General features: G+C 46.7%; 23 protein-coding genes. 10 read left to right on the forward strand and 13 right to left on the reverse strand.

Annotated elements, in window-relative coordinates; all coding sequences use genetic code 11:
• Nucleotides 1-292: 292 nt before the first annotated feature.
• The gene (gene uxaC, locus NST38_RS28600) at nt 293-1,735 is read right to left on the reverse strand and encodes a glucuronate isomerase (RefSeq protein WP_036612908.1); all 1,443 of its coding nucleotides are present in this window, start codon (nt 1,733-1,735) and stop codon (nt 293-295) included.
• A gap of 203 nt (nt 1,736-1,938) precedes the next feature.
• On the opposite strand from uxaC, the gene NST38_RS28605 reads away from it, so the two are divergent.
• Nucleotides 1,939-2,682 (forward strand): MBL fold metallo-hydrolase, encoded by a 744-nt coding sequence (locus NST38_RS28605; RefSeq protein ID WP_076253718.1) that lies wholly within the window; start codon nt 1,939-1,941, stop codon nt 2,680-2,682.
• A 170-nt stretch (nt 2,683-2,852) separates the two neighbouring features.
• Here NST38_RS28605 and NST38_RS28610 read toward each other — a convergent pair whose 3' ends face one another.
• From NST38_RS28610 to NST38_RS28620, 3 genes are all read right to left on the reverse strand, one after another.
• Nucleotides 2,853-3,482, reverse strand: coding sequence for a hypothetical protein (locus NST38_RS28610; RefSeq protein WP_143781307.1), 630 nt, complete (start codon nt 3,480-3,482; stop codon nt 2,853-2,855).
• Nucleotides 3,483-4,032: 550 nt separating this feature from the next.
• On the reverse strand, nt 4,033-5,514 hold the full coding sequence (locus tag NST38_RS28615) for an alpha-amylase (protein WP_076253720.1): 1,482 nt from the start codon (nt 5,512-5,514) through the stop codon (nt 4,033-4,035).
• A 402-nt stretch (nt 5,515-5,916) separates the two neighbouring features.
• Entirely contained in the window at nt 5,917-8,229 is a 2,313-nt protein-coding gene (locus NST38_RS28620; RefSeq protein WP_076253721.1) for an ATP-dependent DNA helicase, read from the reverse strand.
• Between the two features lie 137 nt (nt 8,230-8,366).
• Here NST38_RS28620 and NST38_RS28625 point away from each other — a divergent pair, with 137 nt between their 5' ends.
• Together NST38_RS28625 and NST38_RS28630 are read left to right on the forward strand one after the other, a co-directional pair.
• Complete coding sequence (locus NST38_RS28625; protein WP_076253722.1) at nt 8,367-8,864, forward strand: antibiotic biosynthesis monooxygenase family protein; 498 nt, start codon at nt 8,367-8,369, stop codon at nt 8,862-8,864.
• Between the two features lie 231 nt (nt 8,865-9,095).
• Complete coding sequence (locus NST38_RS28630) at nt 9,096-11,018, forward strand: LTA synthase family protein (RefSeq protein WP_445933729.1); 1,923 nt, start codon at nt 9,096-9,098, stop codon at nt 11,016-11,018.
• Between the two features lie 184 nt (nt 11,019-11,202).
• On the opposite strand, the gene NST38_RS28635 is transcribed toward NST38_RS28630, so the two are convergent.
• Entirely contained in the window at nt 11,203-12,096 is an 894-nt protein-coding gene (locus NST38_RS28635; protein ID WP_341344243.1) for a LysR family transcriptional regulator, read from the reverse strand.
• A 166-nt stretch (nt 12,097-12,262) separates the two neighbouring features.
• On the opposite strand from NST38_RS28635, the gene NST38_RS28640 reads away from it, so the two are divergent.
• Nucleotides 12,263-13,120: an alpha/beta fold hydrolase gene (locus NST38_RS28640; RefSeq protein WP_339190817.1), complete on the forward strand. Its 858-nt coding sequence runs from the start codon at nt 12,263-12,265 to the stop codon at nt 13,118-13,120.
• A 159-nt stretch (nt 13,121-13,279) separates the two neighbouring features.
• Here the strand turns inward: NST38_RS28640 and NST38_RS28645 are convergent, their stop codons facing one another.
• The 4 genes from NST38_RS28645 to cidR all read right to left on the reverse strand — a co-directional run bounded on the left by NST38_RS28645 (nt 13,280) and on the right by cidR (nt 16,778).
• The gene (locus NST38_RS28645) at nt 13,280-13,951 is read right to left on the reverse strand and encodes a GNAT family N-acetyltransferase (RefSeq protein ID WP_282319989.1); all 672 of its coding nucleotides are present in this window, start codon (nt 13,949-13,951) and stop codon (nt 13,280-13,282) included.
• A 46-nt stretch (nt 13,952-13,997) separates the two neighbouring features.
• Nucleotides 13,998-14,672 (reverse strand): GNAT family N-acetyltransferase, encoded by a 675-nt coding sequence (locus tag NST38_RS28650; protein ID WP_341344244.1) that lies wholly within the window; start codon nt 14,670-14,672, stop codon nt 13,998-14,000.
• 254 nt (nt 14,673-14,926) lie between these two features.
• Nucleotides 14,927-15,784, reverse strand: a complete 858-nt coding sequence (locus tag NST38_RS28655) for a carbon-nitrogen hydrolase family protein (protein WP_282319988.1) — start codon at nt 15,782-15,784, stop codon at nt 14,927-14,929.
• Nucleotides 15,785-15,893: 109 nt separating this feature from the next.
• The gene (gene cidR, locus NST38_RS28660) at nt 15,894-16,778 is read right to left on the reverse strand and encodes a cidABC operon transcriptional activator CidR (protein WP_047840818.1); all 885 of its coding nucleotides are present in this window, start codon (nt 16,776-16,778) and stop codon (nt 15,894-15,896) included.
• Between the two features lie 161 nt (nt 16,779-16,939).
• On the opposite strand from cidR, the gene NST38_RS28665 reads away from it, so the two are divergent.
• From NST38_RS28665 to NST38_RS28685, 5 genes are all read left to right on the forward strand, one after another.
• Nucleotides 16,940-17,311, forward strand: a complete 372-nt coding sequence (locus NST38_RS28665) for a CidA/LrgA family protein (protein WP_341344245.1) — start codon at nt 16,940-16,942, stop codon at nt 17,309-17,311.
• The gene (locus NST38_RS28670) at nt 17,308-17,988 is read left to right on the forward strand and encodes a CidB/LrgB family autolysis modulator (protein ID WP_076251772.1); all 681 of its coding nucleotides are present in this window, start codon (nt 17,308-17,310) and stop codon (nt 17,986-17,988) included. The genes NST38_RS28665 and NST38_RS28670 overlap by 4 nt, the downstream gene beginning before the upstream one ends.
• A 105-nt stretch (nt 17,989-18,093) precedes the next feature.
• A complete protein-coding gene (locus tag NST38_RS28675) occupies nt 18,094-18,612 on the forward strand; it encodes an AbrB/MazE/SpoVT family DNA-binding domain-containing protein (protein ID WP_036612972.1) in 519 nt (172 codons plus the stop codon).
• 127 nt (nt 18,613-18,739) lie between these two features.
• Nucleotides 18,740-19,435, forward strand: coding sequence for a Crp/Fnr family transcriptional regulator (locus NST38_RS28680; protein WP_341344246.1), 696 nt, complete (start codon nt 18,740-18,742; stop codon nt 19,433-19,435).
• Between the two features lie 77 nt (nt 19,436-19,512).
• Nucleotides 19,513-20,352: a DNA alkylation repair protein gene (locus NST38_RS28685; protein WP_083677525.1), complete on the forward strand. Its 840-nt coding sequence runs from the start codon at nt 19,513-19,515 to the stop codon at nt 20,350-20,352.
• 125 nt (nt 20,353-20,477) lie between these two features.
• On the opposite strand, the gene NST38_RS28690 is transcribed toward NST38_RS28685, so the two are convergent.
• Nucleotides 20,478-20,858, reverse strand: a complete 381-nt coding sequence (locus tag NST38_RS28690) for a DoxX family protein (RefSeq protein WP_051447288.1) — start codon at nt 20,856-20,858, stop codon at nt 20,478-20,480.
• Between the two features lie 423 nt (nt 20,859-21,281).
• Between NST38_RS28690 and NST38_RS28695 the strand changes: the two genes are divergently transcribed.
• The gene (locus NST38_RS28695) at nt 21,282-21,581 is read left to right on the forward strand and encodes a winged helix-turn-helix transcriptional regulator (RefSeq protein WP_026081419.1); all 300 of its coding nucleotides are present in this window, start codon (nt 21,282-21,284) and stop codon (nt 21,579-21,581) included.
• A 104-nt stretch (nt 21,582-21,685) separates the two neighbouring features.
• Here the strand turns inward: NST38_RS28695 and NST38_RS28700 are convergent, their stop codons facing one another.
• From NST38_RS28700 to glpK, 3 genes are all read right to left on the reverse strand, one after another.
• Nucleotides 21,686-22,690 (reverse strand): Gfo/Idh/MocA family protein, encoded by a 1,005-nt coding sequence (locus NST38_RS28700; RefSeq protein ID WP_076329275.1) that lies wholly within the window; start codon nt 22,688-22,690, stop codon nt 21,686-21,688.
• A 68-nt stretch (nt 22,691-22,758) separates the two neighbouring features.
• The gene (locus tag NST38_RS28705; protein ID WP_076329274.1) at nt 22,759-24,417 is read right to left on the reverse strand and encodes a glycerol-3-phosphate dehydrogenase/oxidase; all 1,659 of its coding nucleotides are present in this window, start codon (nt 24,415-24,417) and stop codon (nt 22,759-22,761) included.
• Between the two features lie 400 nt (nt 24,418-24,817).
• Entirely contained in the window at nt 24,818-26,305 is a 1,488-nt protein-coding gene (gene glpK / locus NST38_RS28710) for a glycerol kinase GlpK (RefSeq protein ID WP_076329273.1), read from the reverse strand.

The raw sequence follows: 26,305 nt of genomic DNA on the forward strand, positions 1-26,305 counted from the left end.
TATATTATCGCAAGAAGCCATTGTCAAACATCTAAAAATAACCAACATAAACCCATAACCAAGAGCATACACGCGCTTGATTATGGGTTTATGTCATATGGCCTCCATTGGAGCCCACTATAGTTATTATGTACAATTCCATGAATTCAACTTATAAAGAAACTCCCGTTCATTACTCCGGTGGATGATGGCCCGGAGGTAAGGAAGGGGAGCATTTTATTACGATTGAAAAGTAGACACAAAAGAATCTTCTTATTGCATAAATTGCATGATTAGGTGCGTTTGTTACTCATCAGGACTGTGAAGCAGAGACTGTTTTAGGCACTGAGGCAAACGGGAAATACTCTTTTGCATTGTTGTAGGCAATACCCTGTACGATCTGACCGAGCAACTCCATATCCTGCGGTGCCTCCCCTTGTTCGGCCCATTCACCGATGAGGTTGCAGACGAGACGACGGAAATACTCATGCCGGGTGTAGGACAGGAAGCTGCGTGAATCGGTTAGCATGCCGACAAATCGGCTGAGCAGACCTACATTCGCCAGGGCTTTCATCTGGGCTAACATGCCATCCTTCGTATCGTTAAACCACCAGGCTGCACCAAGCTGGATTTTGCCCGGAATACCCCCGCCCTGGAAGCTGCCGATGATCGCCGCGAGCACTTCGTTGTCCCTTGGATTCAGAGAATACAGAATCGTTTTGGGCAGTGCTTGTTGTTGCTCCAAAGCGTCGAGCAATCCAATCATCGCTGCGGAAAGCGGCGTATCATTCACGGCATCGTAACCAGTATCCGGCCCAAGTTTGGCAAACATCCGTGTGTTGTTGTTACGGGCTGCATTAATGTGGAACTGCATCACCCAGCCCCGATCTGCATACAGTTTGCCAAGGAACGTCAGCGTTACCGTCTTGTACTTGTCCTCTTCCTCACGAGTTACCTTCTGACCCGCAAGTACCTTTGCAAAGATGGCAGCTGCTTCTTCGCGTGTAGCCACGCCGTAAGGAACATAATCAAGTGCATGGTCAGAGACTCTGCCGCCGACGGAATGGAAAAATTCCACACGTGACTCCAGCGCAGCAAGGAAGGATTCATAATCTGAAATGGCAGTGCCAGATGCCTGCGACAGCTTGCCCACCCATTCCACGAAGGTATCCCGGTTCAATTCCAAGCCTTTATCCGGGCGGAAAGAAGGTAATACCGCCGTATCAAAGCCTTCGATTTCCTGAATTTTCAGATGATACTCCAGAGAATCCGTTGGATCATCGGTTGTGCACACAACAGTGACATTGGATTTGGTAATCAGATCGCGTGCACCGAATCCGTCACTGTTCAGTTTGGCATTTACTTTTTCCCAGATGGCCGGTGCGCTTGTCTCATTCAATACTTCGTAGACGCCGAAATATCGCTGTAATTCCAGATGAGACCAGGCGTACAGTGGATTACCAATCATCATCGGTACCGTTTTGGCATAAGCCATGAAACGATCGTAATCGGTTACTCCCTCGCCGCCGGTCACATATTGCTCTTCAATTCCGTTTGCGCGCATGAGCCGCCACTTATAGTGATCACCGTATAACCAAGCCTCTGTAAGATTGCCAAAGGTTTTGTTCTCGTAGATCTCCTGAGGACTGAGGTGGCAATGATAATCAATAATCGGCATGTCTTTGGCATAATCCTCATATAACTTGATCGCCGTTTCATTGTGCAGCAAAAATTGTTCATCCAGAAAAGATTTCATTCGCCTCGCACGCTCCCTTTAGGTGAGTTTACGTTCATATGGGTTCACTTCCCATCTTTACGCTACACTGTTTATCATCAAAGTTCAATATAAAATGATAGCGTTATCAAAAAAGGTTGATTTAGGCATATATTCGGGAACAAGGTATACTGGATTTAACGCAAGGATGCTGATCTGAAGATCACACAAGGAGATGAAATGAATTGAAAATCACTTTTCTCGGCACAGGAGACATGTTCAGCGTGGAGCAGCACCACAATAGTATGTTGGCTGAATTCGGAGACACGCATCTGGTCATTGATTTTCCAGAATCAAATGCCAAAGCACTTAAGGAATATGGATTCGCCATGACCGATATCCACAACGTGTTCATTACGCATCTACATGAAGATCATATTAATGGTGTACAGATGCTAGGTTATTACGCACAGATCGTAGGCGATCGCAAACCCCGTCTGTTCATCCACGAACAATTGGTAGATCCGCTCTGGAACATTCTATCCCCCGGCATGCGCTACACAACGGATGGTGAACGTACCATGAGCGATTACTACGATGTCGTTCCCCTGCCAGATGGAGGCACATTCGAACTGGGAGGCGTGACGTTTGAGACGTTTCGGACGCAACATGTTCCCGGTATGGTCAGCAATGGGCTACTCGCCAAGCCTTACTTCTATTACAGTGCTGACAGTACACTCGACCAGGAACGGGTGGAGCAAGTTGCCGCTGATGTGCAGCTGATTTTCCATGAATGTCATATGCACGATCTGGTCATCAAGTCACACACTTCACTGAACGATTTGGAACAACTGCCTGCCGAAGTGAGACAGAAAACTGTACTAATGCATTATCATGACGAGTACGCGGATGCGGACAAACGGAAACAATTCAACCGCGAGTATGATCTGCGGATGGTTGGCACGTTGGAATCATTTGAACTGGAGTAGGTAAACAAAAGTCTGGAGCATTTTCAATGGAACGAAGTGAGTTCAATCGAATGTGGGATACGATGAATCAGTATTTTGAAAAGTAATAACCTTACTATCTCAAATAGATAACCGGCAGCGTCTACTCAGATTCCTCATACGGAACTGGTGGATGCTGCCTTTCTATTAATCTAATCTCTCTCCAATGACTTCATATACTCAATCGTCCTTGGAGACGGCTCGGCCTGAGCATGAAAATAATCTTCCGTTCGCTGATCATTTGGGCCATAGGAAATTTTGATATACATATCTGCATAACGCTGGAGGATATTGCTGTCGATCTCCGCCTTTGGTTTCAAGACATAACTTCTGCTCAGACTCAAACCAAGCGGTTCCTTGTCAGACTCTAAACTAATCTCGTGTGTATTGCTCACATTGGAATGAAATAACGCTCCGGCATCTATTCGATTTATCATGTTGGGATCGAGGGTGAAGGACTGAATGACATTAACCATGGGCACCCGAGCCTCATTCACCAAAATCTCATAAGTAATCCGATCAACTCCGGATTCATGACTCACATCCACCGTTGCTGTCAAATTATAATCATCTGGCGAGTTCATCAGAAAAGACTCAAGGTTCTTCGTAACCCGCTCATTCAAATCTCTTCGCTCCGAATTCAACGTATACTCATCGGTTCGCTTCGGTTCACCCGCTGGCCCCTGGTTTGGTCCCAAACTGCAAGCCCCCAGACACACGGCTATTACACATAGGTACATGACTAACGGGAAGAAACGGTTCATCTCTCTTTTGGGACTCATGCCGCCCCTCCTCTTCTCCAATCTTCTGCAAAGAATATCGCTTATTACGTTCTCTCATTTTGTTTTCTAACACTCCATATTTGGATTATTGTACCATGTATTAAGATGTGGGACCGAACTGTTTCTTTCTCATTTCATGTTTTTACTTGTAGCAGTCATTCGTTTGCGTATGGCGGCGACACTTAGCCCACGTTAAGCTAACGAATCTGAGAGACCTTATTCGGCTGAAATCCGAGTTACCAGTATTCTAACGAATCTCAAACGCGTTAATCAGGTGATGTTGCTCCAATTGGCGCTATTTCATTCGTTTTTGAGAGTAATAAGGTTACTGAGATTCGTTAGAATTCCAATAACGCTAATTCAGTGCAAATAAGGTGCCCTCGGTTCGTTAGGATGAAGTCTCACTTGCACCTAGAAAAATGCAAAAAAACCACCTGAACACAGGTATGCTCTCTCTCCTGTTCAGATGGTTTAACGATAACGATCTATCCTATATACTGTTTTCATATCCAATCGGTGTACCTTTTCTTATCCTGCCTGGCACATGCCGTTACTCAGCGTCAGCGCAGTCCTCATTCTGTTCAGGAAGGGCCCATACCGAGACGCCTCCACCGCACACATGGAAGGTGGCCCAGCCGTCTTCCTCAATGGTAATCTGATCATCACAGCTCTTCGTCAGATCCACCCAGACTTCACCAGCACGATGCTCTCCGATGAACATCCTCTTCTCACCGTCATCCCCGTTGGAGATGACCACTGCACAACCGGAACCTTCGATTTCCTCTACGCCACGACGTACCCAGCCAATCGTATTGGCGTGATCGAAGTAATCTTCCTGCTCTCCATACGCTTTGTTGCAACGGGCAGACAGCAGAATGTCCAGGATTTCTTTTTTGCCATCCACAGGTTCAGGTCCACCAATACCATAATAATCCCCGTAAAATACAACCGGATAACCATCGCGACGTAATAGCGTCAACGCATAGGCGCTTGGCTTAAACCAGTCTCCAATCCATGATTCCAATGCTTCATGAGGTTGGGAGTCATGGTTATCTACAAAAGTTACCGCATGGGTAGGATGTGTCTGAACCAAGGTATCATCAAAAATTTTGGAGAGATCAAAGTCTCTACCTGCAAGCGAAGCCTCATGCAACTTATAGTGAAGAGACACGTCAAACAGGTCGATCTGATAGTCTACCGTATCGAGGAATTCACGACATGCATCCAGGTTTGAATTCCAGAACTCGCCTACGATGTAGAAATCCTGACCACGTTTGCGGATCATCTCTGCTGCGAATTCCTTAATGAATTCATGGTTGATATGCTTAATCGCATCCAGCCGGAACCCACCACACTGGAGGGTATCGATCAGCCATTTCCCCCAATCGATCATCTCGCGCCGAACATCCGGGTGGTTATAATCTATATTGGCGAACATCAGATAGTCATAGTTGCCAAACTCATCATCAACATTCTCATTCCATTTTTTATTCTCTCCTGCGATGCGGAATACACCTGTTCGTTCTCCCTTGGCATCAAAGTCCGTGCCGTTGAAGTGTTCAGAGTTCCATTTAAAAGAGGAGTATTGATCCCCGCGACCCGGGAATGTGAATTTGGTCCAGCCCTCAATCTCAAACGGCTCAGAAATTTCCTTCGTCCGATCATTCGGATCAACCTCAATCACTTTGAAGACTTCTGTCTCATCTGCCCCAGCCTTGTGGTTCATAACCAAATCCACATAGACGGCAATGCCGTTCTTCTGACACTCAGCAATGGCCTCTATCAGTTCCTGCTTGGTGCCATATTTGGTACGCACGGTACCCTTTTGGTCAAATTCACCCAAATCATACAGATCATATACACCATAACCTGTATCCTCAGCTGATACGGCTTTGGTCACAGGAGGCACCCATACCGTATCAATGCCTTTGGCTTTCAATTCCGGGGCCATTTCAGCCAGTCGCTTCCAATGATCTCCGTCTGCAGCCAGGTGCCATTCAAAAAACTGCATCATGGTATGATTTCTCTTCATTATAACCGACCTCCTTGATTGCTATCGAAGCGGACCGCGGAACGGATAGGGTAATCGCCGTTGTTCGTTCGTTGCTAACCAAGTTATAACCCTTTCACCCTACCCTTCAATCATATAAAGGAAAGAAAATCAAAAAATATATGCTGTATAAGCTTAACAAAGATTATTTACACTGATACTACGATGACAGAATAACCTTCCAATCGCTGTTATCCCCAGATTTTTTGATTCCCTTTTTCGAAGGGGAAAATCCGAGGATAGCGTATGCTTCCGATGCAGCTTTCTTTCAGAAAGCTTTTAGGCGAACGCTTCGCTTTTTCAGGTTTTTTCTGTCCTCTCCGTTATCGTGTAAATGATTAGTTCAACTTATATACATGCATCATTTCATTCATAGTTCTTTCATCAAATTCGTTTATAGTCCCGCCACTCCTCGGGCAGCAAGGAACGATACGGTTCCTGGATAAAACGATCATCGACCAGCACCAACACACCCCTGTCTTCTTCTGTCCGAATCAGCCGTCCACCCGCCTGCAGCACCTTATTCATACCCGGGAAAATATAGGCGTAATTGAATCCGTTGCGTCCTGTCCGATCATAGTAATCACGTAATACGTTGTTCTCCAGACCAATCTGCGGCAGCCCCGCACCTACCACAACGACGCCATTCAAGCGGTCTCCCGGCAGATCGACACCTTCCGAGAATACGCCACCCATGACAGCAAATACCAATCGTGTTCGTTCAGGATTGGGTTGGAAACCATCCAAAAACTGCTCCCGTTCCAGTTCATTCATGCCTTGCTTTTGTATAACCGTATCCGCTTCACTTGGAAGCTGTGCATAGGTCTCATATATCTCGCGCATATAAGGGTAGGAAGGGAAGAAGACCATCAGATTGCTGCGCGGCCATTCACTTACCAGCTGTTGCAGCATCTCCGCAATGGGGCGCCGGGACTGTTCCCTGTCCTTATAACGCACGGATAAGGGCAGGAGTCTCACATCCAATTGTTCGCGCTGAAATGGTGATGGAATCTGCAATGTATAATCCTCTTCCTCTGCACCCAGCATATCCCGATAATAGCGAAGGGGTGACAATGTCGCCGAGAAATGAATGAGGGAGCGGAATCCTTTGGCCGTCTGACGAAGCAGTACCGAAGGATCGAGACAGAATAACTTCACTCTCACTTCACTTCGAACACACTCTGCATACGTAATAAAACGTTCATCATACAGCTTGGCAATACGCAGGAAATTCTGTGCCGTGAAGTAGGCATCCAACAGCAGCTGATCCGTCTCGGCATTCCCTGAACCACCTTCAACAAGACATTGCTCCGCAACCATGACAAAAGGCTCCAGTCGTTCAATCAGTTCCTCCGGTGCTTCCTGCTGGATGATCTTTCCTTCTTCTCCACCGTTTTTCCGAAGGGTAATCAGATACTTATCAATGGCCCCGGTGTAGTCAACAATGGCTTTGGCAGCAGGCACACTGCTGTCCAGCGACTGGAACTCTCTTTTCACATCCAGAAATACTGCCTTCTCCAGCTCAGCGGAAAACATCATTCGGCCACGATCGACCAGATTATGAGCCTCGTCCACCAGTAACACCGTCTTGCGTTTCTGCTCCTCCAACATTCTTTTCAGAGAGATCCGTGGATCGAAAATATAGTTATAATCGCAGATCACCGCATCGGCTGCATATGCCGCATCCAGTGAAAACTCAAACGGACACACCCGATGTTTGCGCGCATACTGCTCGATGACCGGACGTGTCATCAACGTCTCATGTTCCAGCATGTCCAGCACAGCACCGTTAATACGGTCATAATACCCTTCACACATGCCGCATTGCCCCGTATCACAAGCTTCTTCTTCCTTAAAACAAATCTTGTCCTTCGCGGTCAGACTGATCACATGCATCTTCAATCCTTCCGATTGCATCCGGGCAAAAGCTTCTTCTGCCGCCACCCGTGTCGTCGTCCTCGCGGTCAGATAGAACAATCGGCTTGCTTCGCCTTCGCCAATCGCTTTGACCGTGGGGAACAGTACGGACATCGTTTTACCAATGCCTGTTGGTGCTTTGGCCATCAATCCCTGACCCTCACGGATTGTTTTGTAAACGGCTCCTGCCAGCTTTCGCTGTCCCTCCCTGTATTTGCGAAAAGGAAACGGCAGCTCTTTCACACTGATATCACGCTTTTCTTCATATGCAGCGATCATCTCTGCATATGGCGCATAACCGGCAATCACTTCTGCCGCAAACTGCTCCAGTTCCTGTCGTTCTGCCATTCGGCGAAACCGTCTTTCTTCATGGGTAACCGAATGCACATACGTCAACTGAACTTGCATACGTGGTTCGTCTTGCTGAACGGCGTACATATAGGCATACATCATCGCCTGCGCCCAGTGTACGGGAAGACCTTCTCCCAGATCATCCAGATTGCCCGCAGTTGATTTGATCTCATCCACCGTCAACTGACCCTCCAACCGGATCAGGCCATCACATCGTCCCTCCACCACATAGGTCAGATCCCCATGTTGAATCTCAGCTTCGAGCACAATCTCTTTTAAATCCTCTTCCGTGTACTCCTTCTGTACCCGCTGATGAATTCGAGTTCCCTCCTGCATCGAGGCATTGGTACGGAACCCTGGACGTATGCTGCCGCTGCGGTACACATACTCCACCAAAGGTCTAACCGATATCCGAATTGTTGTTGTCATACGATCACCCGTTCTGTTTGTAGTGACTATACTTTATCATGAAAAGACGTACTCAAACCAGTTGATCCGCCGATTGGACTCGCACAATCCCATATGCTATGTTGAGATAGAATGTACTTAATAAGGAGGCAGCTTCTATGTATATCTATTTGGTTCCTTCACCGATTCCGGATGCACTTGCTGCATACCCGCATCTGACTTTGCGAAGCGAAGAGCACGTGCGTCTGGCTATTGAATCCGCAGAACGCCTGATGAATATTGAGTCTGATGATAAAATAGCCGCATATGAAGCTTTCGATGCCGCAGGCTCCTGGACTGGCGGTGGTTATGCTGTTCTCAACAATATCCCTGTCACAGAGGATGGTCGTAACGATTTTGAAGAACGGTTTAAGAACCGTGCCCGCAAGGTAGAAGACGAGCCTGGCTTTGTCGGTATTCGTGTGCTTCGTCCTCTGAAAGATGACACATATGTCGTACTTACACTCTGGCAGTCGGAGGAACACTTCAAAGGCTGGCAGGAATCCCAAGCATATAGTCACGCTCACCGTAACCGCAGTACAAGCGAAGGCCTGACCGCACAGAAGCCCACCATGTTCCCCAGACCTTCTTACGTCACAACGTACACTATAGAATAACGAAATTGGGTCGCATCTGGCTTTTATCGCAGTGGCCCCTGTTTTTTCAAACCTCTTCCTGCATGGAAGAGGTTTTTTGCCGTCAATTGTAGAAGGCTCTCATTTTTGACACAGCCATGCTCAGATAGGATAATACTTGTTAAATGAAACTTCGGAAGGGAAGGCGGTACCTTGTCACGCAGTTCACTCACCCGATTTCTAAGCGGACCGTTTATATTCTTTACCATTATCATGATGATCAAAAGTTCACTGGCCTGGATTGTTATCTTTGATGACATCCCTGTCTGGAAACCACTGCTGACCGAATTGCCGCTCATCTGGATCGGCTTCTGTCTAATCGAGTGGTTTGCTGCCAAGCGGCGAATGTGGATATACCTTGCCATGAATTTGCTGCTCTCAGGGATTTTCTTTGCTGCCATCATGTACTACAAATATTATGGTGTAATCGTTAACTATCACGCGCTGGCACAGGTGAATCAGGTGACCTCGGTCAAGAGCAGCATGTTCTCTTTGCTTGACCCCTATTATTTGTTTATTTTTGCAGACGTTCTCATCATTGGAGGGATACTCATTCGTCGTCGGATCAAACTCGGGAGTACAGAACGTCCGAATCGCATTCCGCTTGAACGACGTGCCAGAAGAAGGGTTGCCTCGGTCATACTGACCTTGTCCATGATCCTGTGCATGCTTAATATCTATCCCAATCGGGCCAGCATGAGTGAGCTTACACAAGCAGAACAGATGGGCATCCTCGGTTACGAGGCGTATACCATCCTGGATCGACCTGATAAACCTGTGCCCATCGCTCACATTGATCAGACTGACATCGACCAGCTGAAACAAACGACCGAACTTCCTGCAATTGTGGAGCAGGGTGCCGCGAGCGGACGCAACGTGATTATGCTCCAGTTGGAATCGTTTCAGAACTTTCTGATTGGATTAGAGGTAGATGGACAAGAGATTACGCCTAATCTGAATCAATTGGCTAGACAGAGCCTGTATTTTCCGAACTTTTATCAGCAAGTGGGACAGGGAAATACATCGGATGCAGAATTTGTTGTGAACACATCGTTCTACACCCCGCCGAACGGGGCAGCAACAACTGTATATGCGGATAAAGCTCTGCCGAGTCTACCTAAGCTGATGTCAGCAAACGGATATCAGACAGCTACATTCCATACAAATGATGTTCGTTTCTGGAATCGGGATCAGTTATACAAGGCACTTGGATTCGACCAGTATTATGATATTAATTATTTCGGCACACAGGACTCTATCGCCTTTTCGGCCTCGGATGAAGTACTGTATTCCAAAACACTGGATAAGCTGGACTCCATGCAGTCTTCGGGCGATCCCTTCTATGCCCATATCATCTCCATGTCAGCCCACCACCCGTACACTTTGCCTAAAAACAAGGTGAAGCTGACGCTGCCAGAGCGTTACAAGGATACGTTGCCCGGTGATTATCTGATATCACAGCATTATGCGGATGAGGCAGTTGGACAGTTGATTGCTGGATTGAAAGAACGGGGATTATGGGAAAATAGCTTGTTTGTCTTGTACGGGGATCACCTGGGGCTTCCTATCTACTCACTGGATCGGGATGACAAAGTCCTTATGAAAGAGTTGTATGGTCGGGAATACACATCAGCAGATATGATTAATATTCCACTCATTATCTCGGCCCCGAGTGTTACCCCGGGTGTACAACTGGAACAGATCGGAGGCCAGGTGGATATTCTGCCAACGATTGCCGGACTCACCGGAGTATCGCTGAAGGACCAATTACACTTCGGACAGGATTTGTTACACGAAGGTGGAAATCTCCTACCCGAACGTTATTACCTTCCTTCCGGGTCGGTACTAAACGATGCTTCTCTCTTCATACCGGCGAAAGGATACGGGGATGGGACGCATTATTCCCTAGCTGATGCGGGCAGACAAGATGCCGAGCAACAGCAGATGAATGTTCCTTCAGAAGAAATACTGAAGAATTCGGGAGATGGGGAATCTCCAGCATTCGCCACGCCCAATAACAGTGTGGTGCCCTCTTCACGGTTTATAACGAAGGAACAATATGATCGGGCATTGGATCTTGCACACTTGTCCAACAGTTATTTGAGCCAACTACCGGATCGAAAGGACGCGAACTGATTTTATTTTTCTAATATTCTAAAAAGAGCTTCATAGTGAATCACCAAGTACTGAAGTTTCTTCAAGATTACACATCTATAACGTACATGATCAATCCTGCAAGGATGAACATGTGCGTTATTTGAATTACACACAATCGGTATTCAACCCTTTTCCATTTCAGAAGGCTACAAGAGCTGATGGATCAATATTCTTTAAAATATTTCAGTAGTTCCGATTGGAAACTTTCAGCAGTAAAACTAAGCTCTCGATTTTTATGAACAATCAGACCATGCGTAAAGCTTATTTTAGAAGTAAAAGGAAGAATTTTTAATCTACCCATCTTTAGTTCGTTTTTGATCGCTATTTTAGGGACCAAGGCAAAACCTTTACCACAGCATACAAGTTCCTTGATCATCTCAAGACTTGAAAGCTCTAACGCATCCTTAACCACAATCCCTTCATTCTTTAGAACATCTACAGCAGTCGTATGATACAAACAAGATGTGCCGTTACTGATAAACACCTCGTCATTTAAAATCTGCGCCCCTACACTTTCCACTTTCCGAACCAAATCCTCAGATGCAACAAAAACAATAGTCTCTTCCATAATCGGATAAAAGAGAATGTCATGTCGCTCAGGGTTTTGAGGAACAATGCCAAAATCCAGGGCATAATCCAGCACACTTTTTAGAATATCTTGATGCGCCCCTTGTTCAACACGTAAATTTACGCTTGGAAAGTTTCTCGTATATTCCTGTACAAATGGAAGCATGCGTGTAAGAAAAAAGGATTCCTGTAGTCTAATATTTATTGTTCCGCACGGCTCATTCATATCATTCATACTTTCTTTAAGGGATTCACTTAAGTGGACATACTGATAAGCATATTTGGAAAATACTTTTCCAGCTTCCGTAGGTTCCACCCCTCGTGGAAATCGATGAAACAACTTCTGTCCGCAGATCTTCTCCAGCTGTTGAATATGAGTTGTTACTGTGGACTGGACATAACCTAAGCGCTCCCCAGCTCGGCTGAAACTCTTCTCTTCAAGCAAAGCAATAAATGCCTGAAAAAAACGACCCTCTAAGGAATTTATCATATCTTTCACCCTTTTGTATTTCGATTTAAAATAGCTAGCATTCAATCTATTCGTTATTCAAATGAATAGTTTAATTATACAATAAAAACACGTCATCACCAGTTCTACAAGTAAGTAAGAGAAATAATATTGGACTTCTTAATGAATCCAGAAGGAGATGTAAAAAATGAAGATTAGTTATCAGCACCAGAAAGTTGGAGATGTCGAAGTTTTTTACCGTGAAGCCGGGCCTAAGGATGGCCAAGTTATTTTACTATTACACGGGTTTCCATCCTCTAGTCATATGTTTCGCGACCTTATTCCCAAACTCGCAGAACAATACCGTGTCATTGCCCCTGATCTTGCTGGGTTTGGTCGCACAACAACTCCACCGCGTAGTCAGTTTGACTTCACATTTGACAGCCTGTTTCGAGTTATTGAAGGTTTCACTGAAGCATTAGCTCTTAAGAAATATGTAATGTATGTGTTTGATTATGGGGCGCCTGTCGGTTATCGCTTGGCAGTGGCTCACCCGGAACAAGTTCAAGCCATTATTAGTCAGAATGGCAACGCATATGTCGAAGGGTTTAGTGACGCATGGGGACCTTGGGAGATGTATTGGCACTCTCCAACACCTGAAAATCGTGAAGCATGTCGTGATTCCTTAACCCCTGAAACTATCCGTAACTTTCAGTATCTTCATGGAACTGATGCTAGCCTTGTTTCACCAGACGGATATTCACTGGATATTGCCTACATGTCACGCCCGGAAGCTGAAGAAATCCAACTGGATTTAATCCTCGATTATAGAACAAACGTGGATCTTTATCCTGAATTTCAGACTTATTTCCGCAGTTATCAACCTCCTCTTCTAGCTGTATGGGGTAAAAATGATCCCGCCTTTCTTCCTGCTGGAGCTGTAGCTTATAAGCGTGATATCCCATCTGCAGAAGTGCATTTACTTGATACTGGGCATTTTGCTCTCGAAACACATGTGACAGAGATCCATGAGCTCATTCACCACTTCTTAAAGAAAATATTTTAAAACCAACTTACATTGGCTCAATCTCAACCTTGAACTAAATAGAAAAAACCCGTAGAAAGCAGGTCCAATAATGGCCTGTTCTACGGGCTTTTTGCATCTGTCATCATTCTTCAAGGTACTTGCAACGCCACTATGATTTAATGTTCTATCCCGTCCAGTTTACAACGGCAGTAGCGCAACCGACTTGCGAGCAGTCAATTGCTCTACCATGGCAAGCCATTCTTGTGGTTTGTTAGGAAGCACTGCATAATATCGATTCAGGAAATCAGCCACCAGACTGGCTGGCAGTTCATCAAGCGACTCATCGCCTGGCATGAAACACAGATCCAATCCGCCAACTGCTTCACCGTCACCTTGCCAGGATGGATGAACATACGGGAAGTCCAGACGCTGATATCCCAGATGGGACAGCACTTCGCGACGCACATACGGGTCCATCGGCTTGATGCCGCCAAACTCATGATCCTGACTCAGATAAGGGTTATAGATTTCGGCAAACATACCGAACAATTCTTTCCCGTTTGCTGCAGCCAGCTTTTGCAGATCACGCTTGCGGTTATTCGCCAGGAAACTGCCGATCCCCAGACCTTCACGCCCAATAATCGTAAAGTCCGTCATGGCTACGTTCCAATCCTCGTAATAACGGTACTCTGTCGCTCCAACAACCTGTCCCTCATGCACAGCCACGAACACCCGAATACCCGGATCTTCCAGTGGTTCTTCCCACAGGGGGAAGTCAAGCACTTCTTCCCGCGGGAAAATCTCCTGCATCAACTTGTGCATTTGGGCAAACAATGGATCTTTAATGGATGTAATACGCGTGAATTCCATGAATAAATACCCCCTAGATTGATGATGTATTTCGTTTAACATTTCTTTATCTGAACGGATTCCGCCACTCCATCAGGGCTGCATAGTTGCAGGATTCCTCATCGTCCAGATAGCCCGCTGTCACACCAACTGGCATGCGCCCACAACGAAGCAGGAACGATATCACCGGATCACGTCTTTCTCCCGCTGCCACCTGGTTCAGATATTCCTGCGCAGACAGTTGGTCTGCAACCAGATGATAACCCGGCATTCTACCAGCACCCAGTAACCGATCCATCCCCTGAGCGATGACAAGGTGGTACATCGCCTGCATCATAAGTTGAGCCAGTCCCCATTTGCGGTACTTTGGACGAACACAGAGATCAACAATATACAGCGTGTTGCCATCCGGCTGGTGGTTACGAATATAACCGTCATCCGTTACTTGGGCCCAGGTATGACTTGCTGGATGTGCAGGGTCCCACTGCATCCGTAGCGAGGTCATTGATCCGGCCAACTCTCCATCGACTTCAATACAGATGGCACCCTCCGGGTAATGCTGTACATGACTGGTGAGCTGCTCGTGACTCCAGAGCAGTTCTTCCGGATAAGGAGGAGGGAAACTCTCCGCCTGAATGCGAATGAGTTCCTCAAAGTCGGCAGTAACATAATTGCGAACGACTGCCTTTACCCTTTTACCACTTCGCTCCGGATCGGTGATCAGCATTTCTTTGGTATACATGTTGCCTGTTCACCCCTTTCCACTGACAAAATGAATTCCCTACTCTGTTTCGCTTAGGTTTTAATTATGTGTTCAAAGAGGTCGGTTTTCAGTACCGAGAAGATGGGATGAAGCTAGAAATGGAGTAGCGGAGCGTAGGGAAGACTACGTGAGCAACGGACATTTCGGCTGAATTCCATATTCGATGCTGATGATGCCACTAGGCATCCTTCGTAATCAAAAGCGGGCTTTTTGAACAACCTCTATAAGGTTGCCTACTCCCAATCGGTATATAGATCAGTACGGCGGTCACGCCAGGTCGTTACCGATCCACGTTCACGTACCTCATACAACAAGTCCAGATCCAGATCGGCGGTCACGATCATATCGTTGTTAATCTCACCCTCGGCCAGAATGCCACGTGGCGGGAACGGAATATCATTTGGCGTAATGATCGCAGCCTGTCCATAGTTGGCCCGCATGAAATCAACGGTCGGCAGATTACCCACTGTTCCGGTTAACACAACATACACCTGATTCTCTACCGCGCGGGCATGACTCGTATAACGCACACGGTAGAATCCATGACGATCGTCCGTGCAGGAAGGACAGAAAATTACGTCTGCGCCTTTGGCTTTGGCCATCCGTACAATTTCCGGGAATTCAATATCGTAACAGGTCAGCATCGCAATACGGCCTTTGTCCGTGTCGAACACCTCAAGTCCCTCTCCGGGAGCCATGTTCCATTCCTGGACTTCGGTTGGTGTAATGTGAATCTTGTCCTGCCGCGCGATGCGACCATCCGGGTAGAACATGTGGGCTGTATTATACAGCTTCCCTTCACGTCGAATGACGTGGGTTCCCCCGATGACGTGCATGCCGTACTTGGTAGCGAGTGACGTGAACAGTTGTTCATATTGCTCCGTAAAGTTTGGCAGATCCTCAATTGTCAGTGCATTGCCTTGTTTGTCCCCAATGGACATTAACTGCGTTGTGAAAAATTCCGGGAACAGCACAAATTCGGTTCCGTATTCACTCGCTGTCCGTATGTAATGCTCAGCCTGAGCGGCGAACTGCTCAAACGAGCTGATTGTTTGTAGCTGGTATTGTACAGCGGATACCCGCAATTTCATGTTCGTACACCTCCATCATGATTATGCTTCCATTGTAACAACGATCCGGGGTCAACAAAAGAGTATTTACACTGGGCACTAGAATGGAACAACCTTCCGATCGCTTCCCTTACTCACCCAGCATCGACTGAGTGAATCCAATCCACTCTCTCGTGGCAAATGAAAGATAACGATCCTTCCGCCAGATCATGCCGAGCTGCCATGGAATCACCGGTTCCACCACGGGTATAATGCGCACGCGCATATGGTCTACCTCACGACAGATCGTCTCCGGCAGTAAGGCTACCCCCAAATTGGCAGCAACCATCGCGCTGAGCAGATCCCACTGGGAGCTCTCATATACCACACGGGGCTGGAAGCCAGCATGCTGACAGGCCACAATAATCCGGTCATGCAATGCAAAATCCTCCCTAAACAGCACAAAGGCGTCGTTTTCCAGTTCATGCAGCGCGACCGATTCTTTTCCAGCAAGTGGATGTGAAGGGTGTACGAGCAGGTTCAGCTTCTCTTTCACAAACACAAAATGATCCAACAGCTCATCCACGGTTGGCAGTACAGCAACGCCAATATCCAGTGCACCACTGATCACATCGGCCTCTACTTTTTTGGCACCATCCTCAAATAGTTGAATGGTCACCTGCGGGTAGGCTTTGTGAAATTCACCAATGATCATGGGGAAAAAGCTGGACCCCACCATTGGCGGCAAGCCAATCCGCAGATGGCCTTTCTTCAAGTTCATCAGATCGTCCAATTCGGACGACAGACTGCGGAATGATTTTTCAATCTCAAGTGCCTGCCGAAAAAACACATGGCCTGCATCGGTTAGTTCAACTTTCTTCCCATAACGGTCCAGTAAAGTGATACCCAATTCCTCTTCAAGACTCTTGACCGTCTTGCTGATCGTGGGCTGGGTGATATACAGGACTTCGGCGGCTTTAGTGAAGCTCTGCTGCCGGGCAACTTCCAGAAAATATTGCAAATGGCGGATATCCATCGGTTGATACTCACCTCTCATAGACAAATGGAATAGTAAACATTCTTAATATGCATTTTACTCATGAAAGAATGCCATGTAAAATTTGTGATATCAAATGAATCATTTTCATTTTCATAATAACTTAAACGATTACGTTGATTATACAAGGAGGGATTGAAGTGAAAAAATGGGGCCTTGGTATTGCACAAGTTGCGCTCTTAATGGTTTTTTCACTGCTCATGGACCTGCTGGCCCGTACTCTCCATCTTCCTGTACCGGGTTCAATAATCGGTATGGTTGTGTTATTCATTCTGCTTCAGACTCGTGTCGTGAAGCTGCGCTGGATTGAAGTTGGAGCTGCCTGGCTGCTCGGTGAACTATTGTTATTTTTTATCCCGTCAGCCGTTGGCATTATGAACTATATGCCCATGTTAGAGCATGACGGACTACAGATTTTATTCATCGTACTGCTTAGTACTTTCCTGGTCATGTCCTGCACAGGCCTGGTGGCTACACGAATTGCCAAACGAAAGGAGCGTCACACCAGATGATTGGATTCCTCTGCCTGTTGTTAACCGTCGGTATCTATTGGGTTACCAAACGAATGTATCGCAATCTGCCTAAAGTATATCTGTCTCCGTTGCTCATTACACCGCTTCTTGTTGTTGGCATATTGCTTGCAACCGGAACGGATTATGCCACGTATAGCAGTGGTGGCAAATGGCTGAGTCTGCTTCTTCAACCGGCCACGGTGGCTTTTGCCGTACCGCTCTATACCTTTTTCCATGTACTCAAAAAACATATTTCCGAGATTGTCTTCAGTGTCATGACCGGTTCGGTCGTTGCCGTACTTTCTTCTGCCCTGCTCGCCAAATGGTTGCGCCTGGATTCCGGTCTCATTCATAGTCTGATCCCAAGATCGATCACCACCCCAATTGCCATGAACGTATCCGCCACTATCGGTGGTATACCCGCAGTGACAGCTGTTTTTGTTATTATGACTGGTCTGCTCGGAGTAATTATGGGCCCTTCCATCGTCAAAATGCTGCGCATCGATGGGGAGATTGCACGAGGCACACTGTTTGGAACCGGTGCCCATGGCACAGGGACATCCAAGGCGTTTGAACTGAGTTCCCTGACCGGTACCATCTCCAGCATCTCCATGGTGCTCGCTGCATTGTTCACTTTAGCGGTTGCACCCGTGCTTTCTAAACTTATTTTCCCATAATGGATGGAATTATCCACTTTTTTGAAATATTATTGTTGTATTAAAGCCCTTTCTTCCTTACAATAAGGACAGGTTTTTAATTGTGAATATTGCGGGGGAGATGCGATGAAAAGAACCGGAATGAAGAGATCTCTGGACCGTCTTGGACGAATTGTCCTTCCCAAAGAAATGCGGGATACGATGGAAATCCATATCGGCGATCCGCTTGAGTTTTTCATTGAAGGAAAAGAGTTGATTTTAAGAAAGTACAAATCAACATTATGTATTTTTTGCGGTGATGTAGATACGGAAATGTATTTCAAAGAACAATTCATCTGCCGGACTTGTGCAATTCAATTAAAACACCCGGATGACTCTCCCAACTGGTTCGTACCTCAGAACAAACAGGCTCCTGCACCCGTGGAGCGTCCTGCTTCCAAATCCGCCCCAGTCTCATCTCCCGCTAGGGAAGAAGGGACCACAGCTGACAACCAAGAATACCCGGACCTGCGGCCAAAGACGGCACGTATGCTGCAACAGATGAAAGAAATTGTTGAACAGAATCCCGGTTTGGCTCAACAGCAAATTGCGGAAAAGCTTGGCATCAGCCAAGGACGCGTCTCTCAATTAAAAAAGTTACTATAATCAAAATGGCATTTGATCATTTATAGTCAGAAGACCTTCCGATCAGGAAGTCCCGCTGCAAGAGAACCCGTTGTTTTTCGTGGGTTCTTCTTTTTTTTATATTCATATTGTAATGGAAAGGAGTTCTATGGATAAAATTCTGTATTTATCACAATTCGACCTCATGTCCTCCTTATCCGAGGCAGACCTGATTGAAATGGATGGGATGACTTCTATTACGACCATACCTAAAAACAGACAGATCCAGACACCCGATACGTTTACAGAAGGTTTCTATTTTGTAAAACGGGGAAAGGTTCGTTTATATACATTAAATCCGGAGGGCAAGCAGTTCACTCTCGATATTTTGACGGAAGGTAACGTGTTTGGAGAAATGAACGGAATCTCACTCGGAACACGCGCCGTTTATATCGAAACGATGGAGGAGTGTGATATTTGCCTGATGAACAAACAACGTTTTGAACAGTTTCTGATTGAACATCCAGAATTTATGATGAGACTGATGAACGTACTAAGCGAGCGGATCAAACGAATGAACGAGTTGACACAGACGCTTGCACTCGGAAACCTGCATGAAAAGGTGATACATAATCTCTTCCGGCTGGCTGAACAGATGGGATGCATCGAAGAAGATGAGTACTGCCGGATTCAACTCGGGCTTACCCATCAGGAGATTGCCTGGATGGCAGGAGCCACACGGGAATCGGTTACGATTGTCATGCAAGAGTTAGCAAGAGCCGGCCGTATTCGTACCGGATTCAAATCAGTCTCCCTTCATCGTGACGAAATCGCTAACCTCCGGAAAATCACTGCCCACTTGTAAGATGCCTTACATCCCTGTTCTCCAGCAAGTTGTATTGTATAACGCATGATGTTATACAACCAAGGAGGAGTATACCGTTGGATGCTAAGCCAAATCTATTTATCCCTGAAGACATTTTTCGTCGCAAAGGTGCCCGTAAAGCAACGGAAATTCCTGAGCATATCCGCAATTGGCTACAAGCAGGACATATCGAATCGGTCAATCTGACCGAATGGCTGGCTGTAGATCATGTTTCTCTTTTTCAGAAGGTTACCCATGAATGGGGAATGGATGCCGAAACCAGAGCAATTACAGAGCAGTTAACACAGATGGATGAGCAGCGGATCATGAAAATCATCCCGGCCATAGCCATGCAATGGCTTGATCTGTTGAAACGTCCATCAGTCAATGAAAAAACGAATCTCTTTTGTTCCATTGCAGAGCATCGTTCAGACAGTGTTCGCTGCTGGGCGGCTTATATCATTGGGCTAGATTCCGGTCTGAACCTGACTGAAAAGTTGGAGCATATTCGGCCCTTTGCAGCAGATCATCACTTTGGTGTAAGAGAAATCGCCTGGATGGCTGTACGGGAGTCCATCTCTGCCGAATTATCCTTAGCCTTGCAGCAGTTAATCCCATGGAGCGTTGACCCTGATCCACTGATCCGTCGATTTGCCATAGAATCAATCAGACCTCGTGGCGTCTGGGCCAAGCATATTCAGGAGTTAAAAGAAAATCCGGCCATGGCCCTTCCCTTGCTTGACGCGGTGAAATCCGATGCCCATAAGTATGTGCAGGATTCGGTAAGTAACTGGCTGAACGACGCCAGCAAGACCAATCCAGAGTGGGTGCGGCAGGTCTGTGCCACTTGGACTCAGCAGTCGGATACCAAACATACGCGGCGAATCGTTACACGTGCCACGCGAAGTCTTACATAAAAAAAGATGACCACCGCTTACTGGCAGTGGTCATCTTCTGCATAGGCATCCGCGTTTACATTCCTTTTGACAGGAATACCTTTTCCTCAGTAAATAGCCCAATAACGTTCCCTCTTATCTTTAACTTACGCCTGAATCGCGTCCATCTGGCCTTCTTCTTCCGCTTCCAATCTGCGCATGCCCACAACCAAAACAATTATGTTAGCTACCAACAACACAGCCGGGAACGGAACAGCAGCGTATTGTGCATAGATCAGATGACTTCCCACGGCCCCAATCAGAATGAATGTCAGTATGCCAGAAGCCAGGATGCGAGTACGTGGAATCAGCAAACCTACTGCACTAAGCAACTCCGCGGCACCCAGCAGATACATGGTCCATGTCGGATAAGAGAAACTTTCGAATGTCTGAATCATCATGTCTGCTCCACTAATCTTGTTAAACCCCGTCATGACGAAGACACCTGCTAACACAACCAGAAAAACGTAACCCAAAATCTTGTTCATATGTATATCCTCCTGTAACAAATTATATGTTCCTACTAGGTAATGATTATTTTGCTTCACATTGTAAAAAAAAGAATCTATGTAAAAGTTCCCAAAGGTCACTCTGTTTTCAAGCGTTCAGCCCCGTTCAATTTTCAGAATAGTACGCGTTCATATTATACGTATTATTTATCACCAACTTACTTTTGTGAAGTTAGTATATAATAATAATATAATTTCTTCAAGTAATTTTTCACTGTATGATGTATAATACATACAAAAGGTATGTTACAGTATATTTTGTAGTAACCCTCATTTACTTGGATGTCCTATATTCTTAAAGCGGCAGAAATCATGTCCTTTCATATACAACTTTGAAGAAAATCATTATGAATCGAGGTGAACACGTTGAAGCTGAAAAAAGTAAAATCACCAAGTCCCTGTATGATCACTCAAGCCATAGACATCATAGGCAAGAAGTGGGTACTGTTAATCATGTACCAACTGTTGTCCGGACCCAAGCGGTTTACGGAGCTTGAAGCAGAGATGGCGATCAGTGGACGACTTTTATCGGAGAGATTGAAGGAAATGGAGACGGAAGGTATCGTAACCCGACACATGTTTCCCGAGATACCTCCCCGTGTAGAGTATGAATTGACACCGAAAGGCAGAGCCATTGAACCTGTCATTGATCAGATCTACAGTTGGTCATCCGACTGGTTGAAACAGCAGAAATCCGAGTAGTTGAATTGCTACTTAATAATCTCTACTCAACACAAATACGCCTGAATCAGGCTGATCTGCGGATCATTCCCTGATTCAGGCGTATTTATATTACCTTCAACCTTTTAATGAGAGAGATGTTTTGAAGGCTGAAGCTGTACCGGCAGACCGGAATCTGCCGATGCCAGCGCCGCCGTCGTAATCTCCTGTGTACGGCAGGCATCCGCATAATCGGACAGAATTCGTGAACGGTCTCCCGTACGCAGGGCGTGAATGAACGCTTCATTCTCACGCTCGTATGGGTTATGTCCTGCCGGAATCTCCAGACCTGCCATCGCATGTGTTGCGGCACTTGGCAGAAGCAAACGTTCTGGCGTCCAATCCCATACACCTGCATCCGTGTAGAACTGGAGTCCTGCGCCGCCCTCTCCGTCTGGCAACAGACATGTATTGGCGATACTGGCAATCGCTCCACTTTCCAGCTTGAGCGTCACATTTGCCACATCGGCTACGGTCACATGCTCATGCTTCTCATGCATGCTTCGCTGAGCTGCTACAGCATATACCTCCGTAACTTCTCCTGCACAATACCGAAGCAAGTCTACAATATGTGTAGTCTGCTCTACGAATTGTCCTCCTGAACCGTCCTGACGCCGCCACCAGGCGACTCCTGGCATTCCGCCCATCCAGCGGCCAAGAGCCATGCCGACCGTCTGTTCTTTCATCGATTGCCGCAGGACCTGCGCAGCCTCCTGATAACGGAAATGGTATCCTACAGAGGTTAACAATCCACTCTTTTGCACCTGATCCAACACCTGACGCGGAACATCCATTCCGGTGCTCAACGGTTTCTCCACCAGGAATGGAATACCGCGGCGGATTAATTCGGATTCAATCGATCCGTGAGACATCGGAGGCACACAGATATACACCGCATCCAGCTTCTCACCATCCAGCATATGTTCAAGTTCCCCGTAACCAACAGCATCATAAACGAAGGCCATAGCCTCTGCCTTTTCGAGCGAAGTTCCACAGACACTCGCAACACGAACACCTTCCATCCGTGCGAGAATATCCGCGTGTACCTTACTGAACCAGCCTGTTCCAATGATTCCGATCTGTAATGTCATGGATGTAATCCCCTCTCTATGTTACACGCTTACATGTTCCATTCGACTCTCGATCTTGAAATCCTGCCTTAGATTTTGCCGGATGCTTCCAGCAACAGCTGACCCAGTTCCTGTGTATGTTTAACCACTTCCTCTTCTGACCAGTCCAAACGACCTGCCATATACGAGATAACTGCTGCTTTATAGCGACGAACTTCATCAATACGGAAGAATAAATCACCTGTTCTTCGTACCAAAAAGTCAGATGGGGTTACAGCCATCTCTTCATCAATCGCGTAACGCAGCATCAGCAATAGCTCCTGTGGCATGCCATGAAGCTCGGACTTGGTGCGTGGATCGGGCATTCGCTCATATAGTGCCTCCACATTGGAACCATACGTGTGAACCAGCCGCTCCGCAGCCGGTCGGGCAAGCCCCAAGGCAACACCATCCTTGATCTTGCGCTCCGCATACGATACAAATCCAGCCGATCCCCCTACATCACCGCCGGAGATGGGCATCTTCTTCGTTACACAAGGGCCTATGGAATGCCCACTCTCCTGCTCCATCTGGCGTGCGACCAGATCAACAACCATCTCGGCCATTTTACGGTACCCGGTTAACTTGCCCCCGGCAATCGTAATCAGATTGGATTCGGATACCCAGACTTCATCTTTACGTGATATTTCGGAAGGATTCTTGCCTTCCTCATGAATTAGTGGACGTACACCCGCCCATCCGGATTCCACGTCCTCGGTACCAATGTGTACATCTGGAAACATGCCATTAACTGCATCAATCACATAATCGCGATCCGCGTCGGAAATTTGCGGGTGTGCAGGATCGTCCTGATATACAGTGTCGGTTGTACCTACATAGGTTTTGCCATCACGTGGGACAGCAAATACCATTCGACCATCTGGTGTATCAAAATAGACGGCCTGTCTTAATGGGAATCGTTCACCATCAAAGACCAAATGAATGCCTTTGGTCATCTGCAGTGTTTTCCCCTGGCGTGAACCGTCCAATTCCCGCAGACCGTCCACCCATGGACCGGAAGCGTTGATCACCTTGCTTGCTTTTAGCGTATAGATCTGCCCATCGATCTGATCCACGGCTTCAATACCTGTAATCTTGCCATTCTCCTTCAGGAAACCTTTCGCCTTAACGTAGTTCACTGCCTGTGCCCCACGTTTGACAGCTTCTTTCATAACTTCAATGGTGAGCCTGGCATCGTCAGTCCGGTACTCCACATAGAGTCCACCACCCAACAATCCCTGTTTGCGTAATAAAGGTTCACTGTCTGACACCGCTCCAGCATTCAACATTTGGCGCCGTTCACTGCGCTTCACCCCGGCGAGCCGGTCATACACCATCAGTCCAATGGATGTGCTGAAGCGGCCAAACGTGCCAGCCGTATAGATCGGTAACAACATCGGTTCCGGTGTTGTGACATGTGGCCCATTCTCATAAACTACAGCCCGCTCCCGTCCTACCTCAGCAACCATCTTCACTTCATATTGCTTCAAATAACGTAATCCGCCATGGACAAGTTTGGTCGAACGACTGGATGTACCTGCTGCAAAATCCTGCATTTCTACAAGCGCCGTCTTCAACCCACGCGAAGCCGCATCTAATGCAATCCCTGCGCCTGTAATCCCACCACCAATAATTAATACGTCAAAATGTGCATTCGCCATGCTTTGCAAATATTCGGTCCGGTGTGCTGACGAGAACGTTTCTGTCATTCTTGAACCTCCTATTGATTTTCTCAATTTTTCCGTAAAAAAACAAAAAAAGGACCACGTCATTCGCTCAGCAATTGCTGAGCGGCACGTGGTCCCTCCCGATCTCCAGACATCATTTTTTAACTTGTGCCTTTATCCTATCACAGATTTTTGACGGCGTGAAGTCCTGAAATGACACATTATTCAAAAAAAATTCAAAAAGTTGTTCTGCCAAAGGATGGAATTTCAAATGAATCCACTAACCTTGTTTTTTTCCTTATAGTGGATATATATTTTGCCTTCTCCAGGAAGAATAACCCTGTAAATCATGCATCATTTTCCACCAGTAAATATCATTTATAACATATGTTTAGTTAAAAAGTACAAATACCCACACCAAGAAATATTCATTTCATTCCTTTTATTTAAAAGCCATTGCTGCGTTCACTGCACGCTTCCAGCCTGCATACAGTTCTGTTCGTTGTTGCTCAGCCATAACAGGCTGGAAGACACGCTCCGTATTTTCATGATCGGTCAATTCATCCGCACTCGTCCAATATCCAACCGCCAACCCTGCCAGATAAGCCGCACCCAATGCAGTCGTTTCATTCACCGATGGGCGTTCGACAGGAATACCCAGAATATCACTCTGGAACTGCATGAGAAAATCATTGGCCGCCGCTCCTCCATCCACTCGCAGAGCATGCACGGGAATACCCGAGTCGGATTCCATTGCCTCCAGTACATCTTTGGTCTGATACGCCAACGCCTCAAGCGTAGCACGGATAAAGTGTTCCTTTGTCGTGCCTCGGGTCAGGCCAAACACCGCACCCTTAACCTCACTATCCCAATACGGACTGCCCAGTCCCACAAATGCAGGTACCATATAAACGCCGTCTGTCGAAGGCACACGTGAGGCGTAATCCTCGCTATCTTTTGAAGAGCGAAGCATTCTTAATCCATCACGCAGCCACTGAACCGCTGAACCTGCAACAAAAATGCTGCCTTCAAGCGCATATTCAACCTTGCCATTCATCCCCCAGGCAATCGTTGTAATCAGTCCGTGATTGGATTGTACCGGGTTCTCTCCCGTATTCATAAGCATGAAACAACCGGTACCATATGTATTTTTCATACTGCCCTTGGTGTAACAGCCCTGACCAAACATCGCTGCCTGTTGATCACCTGCCGCTCCCGCAATCGGAATCCGATGACCGAAGAAATGATAGTCTGTTGTGTGTGCATACACCTCGGATGAACCTCGTACTTCTGGCAGCATGGCCTTAGGAATGTCGAGGATATCCAACAATTCGTCATCCCATTGCAGATCATAGATGTTATAGATCAAGGTACGTGAGGCATTGGATATATCCGTGACATGTGTGCCCCCGCTCAGTTTCCAGATCAGCCAGCTATCAATCGTGCCAAATAGCAATTCACCCTTCTCTGCGCGCTCCCGGGCACCAGGGACATGATCCAGAATCCACTTCACCTTTGTTCCCGAGAAGTAGGGATCGATTAGTAATCCTGTTTTACGTCGGAAAAGGTCCCCGAGACCCTGCATTTTCAATTCTTCACAGATATCTGCGGTCTGTCTGGATTGCCAAACCACTGCATTATAGATGGGTCTGCCTGTTTCTTTGTCCCATACCACAACGGTCTCACGTTGATTCGTAATTCCAATTCCGGCAATCTGGACAGGCTTAATTCCGCTCTCTGCCAGACATGAAGCCATCACGGCAAGAATGGAACTCCAGATTTCATTGGCATTCTGCTCTACCCAGCCCGGTTTGGGAAAATATTGAGGGAATTCCTGCTGTGCAATGTGCACAATCTCCCCGCCACGGTTAAATAGAATAGCTCGGGAGCTTGTTGTTCCCTGATCCAGAGCCAATATATATTTTTCCAT

This window comes from Paenibacillus sp. FSL H8-0104 (assembly GCF_038050215.1).
Taxonomy (GTDB): Bacteria; Bacillota; Bacilli; order Paenibacillales; family Paenibacillaceae; genus Paenibacillus; species Paenibacillus amylolyticus.

Coding starts and splice junctions, on each gene's coding strand:
- NST38_RS28640 (WP_339190817.1), top strand. CDS start 12,263: ATGAAGATTAGTTATCAGCACCAGAAAGTTGGAGATGTCGAAGTTTTT.
- glpK (WP_076329273.1), bottom strand. CDS start 26,305: ATGGAAAAATATATATTGGCTCTGGATCAGGGAACAACAAGCTCCCGA.
- cidR (WP_047840818.1), bottom strand. CDS start 16,778: ATGGATATCCGCCATTTGCAATATTTTCTGGAAGTTGCCCGGCAGCAG.
- NST38_RS28625 (WP_076253722.1), top strand. CDS start 8,367: ATGTATATCTATTTGGTTCCTTCACCGATTCCGGATGCACTTGCTGCA.
- NST38_RS28655 (WP_282319988.1), bottom strand. CDS start 15,784: ATGAAATTGCGGGTATCCGCTGTACAATACCAGCTACAAACAATCAGC.
- NST38_RS28705 (WP_076329274.1), bottom strand. CDS start 24,417: ATGACAGAAACGTTCTCGTCAGCACACCGGACCGAATATTTGCAAAGC.
- NST38_RS28695 (WP_026081419.1), top strand. CDS start 21,282: ATGATCACTCAAGCCATAGACATCATAGGCAAGAAGTGGGTACTGTTA.
- NST38_RS28650 (WP_341344244.1), bottom strand. CDS start 14,672: ATGTATACCAAAGAAATGCTGATCACCGATCCGGAGCGAAGTGGTAAA.
- NST38_RS28645 (WP_282319989.1), bottom strand. CDS start 13,951: ATGGAATTCACGCGTATTACATCCATTAAAGATCCATTGTTTGCCCAA.
- NST38_RS28700 (WP_076329275.1), bottom strand. CDS start 22,690: ATGACATTACAGATCGGAATCATTGGAACAGGCTGGTTCAGTAAGGTA.
- NST38_RS28680 (WP_341344246.1), top strand. CDS start 18,740: ATGGATAAAATTCTGTATTTATCACAATTCGACCTCATGTCCTCCTTA.
- NST38_RS28635 (WP_341344243.1), bottom strand. CDS start 12,096: ATGATAAATTCCTTAGAGGGTCGTTTTTTTCAGGCATTTATTGCTTTG.
- NST38_RS28610 (WP_143781307.1), bottom strand. CDS start 3,482: ATGAGTCCCAAAAGAGAGATGAACCGTTTCTTCCCGTTAGTCATGTAC.
- NST38_RS28690 (WP_051447288.1), bottom strand. CDS start 20,858: ATGAACAAGATTTTGGGTTACGTTTTTCTGGTTGTGTTAGCAGGTGTC.
- NST38_RS28620 (WP_076253721.1), bottom strand. CDS start 8,229: ATGACAACAACAATTCGGATATCGGTTAGACCTTTGGTGGAGTATGTG.
- NST38_RS28615 (WP_076253720.1), bottom strand. CDS start 5,514: ATGAAGAGAAATCATACCATGATGCAGTTTTTTGAATGGCACCTGGCT.
- uxaC (WP_036612908.1), bottom strand. CDS start 1,735: ATGAAATCTTTTCTGGATGAACAATTTTTGCTGCACAATGAAACGGCG.
- NST38_RS28675 (WP_036612972.1), top strand. CDS start 18,094: ATGAAAAGAACCGGAATGAAGAGATCTCTGGACCGTCTTGGACGAATT.
- NST38_RS28670 (WP_076251772.1), top strand. CDS start 17,308: ATGATTGGATTCCTCTGCCTGTTGTTAACCGTCGGTATCTATTGGGTT.
- NST38_RS28630 (WP_445933729.1), top strand. CDS start 9,096: ATGATGATCAAAAGTTCACTGGCCTGGATTGTTATCTTTGATGACATC.